A 2,618-nucleotide genomic window follows, 5' to 3' on the forward strand; every position below is an offset into this window, starting at 1 on the left:
CCCCGCAGCGCCGGCCGACCTCGCTGCCAAGAACGTGGCCGAACTGCGGCAGCTCGCGCGCGCGCGCGGCGTGGCCGGCTACTCCAGGTTCACGAAGGCGCAACTGGTCGTTTCCCTCGGCGGCTGAAGCTGGGACCCCGGGCGCGGCCGCGAGGGGACGCGCCCGGCATCCGTCTCGAGCAGGAGGGCACGTGACCGCTGACGCCGCTGGAGTCCTCGATCGCTCGACCTTCGCGCCACCCGCGCGAACCCTGATCGACGTGCTGCGGGAGACGACGCATCGGCATCCCGACGCCTCGGCGCTCGAGGACGCCGACGGAGCCCTCAGCTACCGGGAGCTCATGGCCCGCGTGGTGCGCACGGCGGCGCGGCTGCACGGCGCAGGCGTCCGCCGCGGTGACCGGGTCGGCATCCGGATGCCGTCGGGGTCGCGCGAGCTCTACATCGCGATCCTCGGGGCGATGGCGGCGGGTGCGGCGTATGTGCCGGTCGACGCCGACGATCCCGAGGAGCGCGCCCGGCTCGTGTTCAGCGAGGCCGCCGCGCGAGGCGTGGTGACCGGTCGCGGCGTGTTCGTCAGCGCATTCCGCGACGAGGCTGAAGCGCATGAGGCGCCGGATGCCGCGCCGCCGGGGCTCTTCGAAGGCGCCCCGCCGCACTCCAGCACGCACGTGATGCCGATCGCGTCGCCGCCCGAGCTCGACGATGACGCGTGGATCATCTTCACCTCGGGGTCGACGGGGACGCCGAAGGGCGTCGCCGTGACCCACCGCTCCGCGGCGGCCTTCGTCGATGCGGAGGCCCGGCTGTTCCTGCAGCCCGCCCCGATCGGACCCGGCGATCGCGTGCTCGCCGGCCTGTCGGTCGCGTTCGATGCCTCGTGCGAGGAGATGTGGCTGGCCTGGCGTCACGGCGCCTGCCTCGTCCCGGCGCCCCGGAGCCTCGTGCGCAGCGGCATGGACCTCGGCCCGTGGATGGTCGCCCACGGCATCACGGTCGTGTCGACCGTGCCGACCCTCGCCGCGCTGTGGCCCGCCGAGGCGATCGAGAACGTGCGCCTCCTGATCTTCGGCGGCGAGGCCGTGCCGCCCGAACTCGCCGCACGGCTGGTCTCGCCCGATCGCGAGGTGTGGAACACCTACGGCCCGACCGAGGCGACCGTGGTCGCGTGCGCCGCCCTCCTCGACGGGGTCGGACCGGTGCGCATCGGCCTGCCGCTCGACGGGTGGGCGCTCGCCGTGGTGGACGGCAAGGGGCGGCCCGTCGGCGACGGCGAGGTCGGCGAGCTCATCATCGGCGGGGTCGGGCTGGCGCGCTACCTCGACCCCGAGAAGGACGCGGCGAAGTACTCGGCCATGCCGACCCTGGGCTGGGACCGCGCGTACCGGTCGGGCGACCTCGTGACGTTCGACGCCCACGGCCTGCTCTTCCAGGGGCGCGCCGACGACCAGGTCAAGGTCGGGGGCCGCCGCATCGAGCTCGGCGAGATCGAGTCGGCACTGCAGGCGCTGCCCGGCGTCTCGGGCGCGGCGGCGGCGGTGCGTCGCACGGAGGCGGGCAACCAGGTGCTCGTCGGCTATCTTGCCGTGACCCACGGGTTCGACGCCGCAGCGGCCCGGGCGCGGCTCATCGAGGAGCTCCCGGCGGCCCTCGTCCCGCTCCTCGCCGTCGTCGACGACCTTCCGACGCGCACGTCGGGCAAGGTCGACCGCGCCGCACTGCCGTGGCCGCTCCCCGGTGTCGAGCCGGCTGCCGCGGGGCTCGAGGCATCCGCCGCCTGGCTCGCCGAACAGTGGCAGTCGGTCCTCGGCGTGCCCGTCTCCGACGCCGACGCGAGCTTCTTCGACCTCGGCGGCGGATCGCTCGCCGCGGCCCAGCTCGTCAGCCGGATCCGCACGCGCGACCCCGACTTCACCGTGGCGGACGTTTACGACCATCCGCGGCTCGGTGCGATGGCCGACGAGGTCGACGCGCGCGCTCCCGAGCGGGACGACGGTGCGGGGTCGTTCCGCCAGCCGGTGCCGACGCCGCGGGGCACGCAGTGGCTGCAGACCCTCGTGGGCGTGCCGCTGTTCATCCTGAGCGGGGCGCGCTGGCTGCTGTACCTCCTCACGGCGACGGCGATCCTCGACGCGATCAGCCCCGACTACGGGGCCCTGCCCACGGTGCCGCTGTGGCTCCTGCTCCTCGGCCTGGCCGTCTTCGCCACGCCGTTCGGGCGCATGGGCATCGCCGTGGCCTGCGCGCGGCTCCTGCTCGCCGGACTCGAGCCCGGCGACTACCCGCGGGGCGGCTCCGTGCATCTGCGCATGTGGCTCGCCGACCAGATCGCCCACCAGGTCGACGCCGTCGGGCTCTCGGGTGCGCCATGGGTGACGAACTACGCGCGGGCGCTCGGCGCCCGCATCGGCCGGGACGTCGACCTGCACACGCTGCCGCCGGTCACGGGCATGCTCACGATCGGCGACGGTGCGGCCGTGGAGCCCGAGGTCGATCTCGCCGGCACCTGGATCGACGGCGACGTGGTGCGCACTCCGCTACGCCGGGTGGTCCACCTGCTACCGTCGCGAGGCCGGAAGCCACGGCAAGGACACCCGCGGCATCATCCGCGTGCACCA

The 2,618-nt window shown here is 74.5% G+C and carries 2 protein-coding genes; both read left to right on the forward strand.

The genetic code is table 11. The features are described 5' to 3' along the window. The first annotated feature begins 34 nt into the window (after positions 1-34). Positions 35-127: a Rho termination factor N-terminal domain-containing protein gene (locus tag GH736_RS20895; RefSeq protein WP_235934576.1), complete on the forward strand. Its 93-nt coding sequence runs from the start codon at positions 35-37 to the stop codon at positions 125-127. A gap of 64 nt (positions 128-191) precedes the next feature. After that, positions 192-2,618: non-ribosomal peptide synthetase (locus tag GH736_RS20900; protein ID WP_159606744.1), on the forward strand; the 2,427-nt coding region annotated here is incomplete at its 3' end.

Origin of the sequence: Agromyces humi (assembly GCF_009720255.1) — a bacterium.
GTDB classification, from domain to species: Bacteria; Actinomycetota; Actinomycetes; order Actinomycetales; family Microbacteriaceae; genus Agromyces; species Agromyces humi.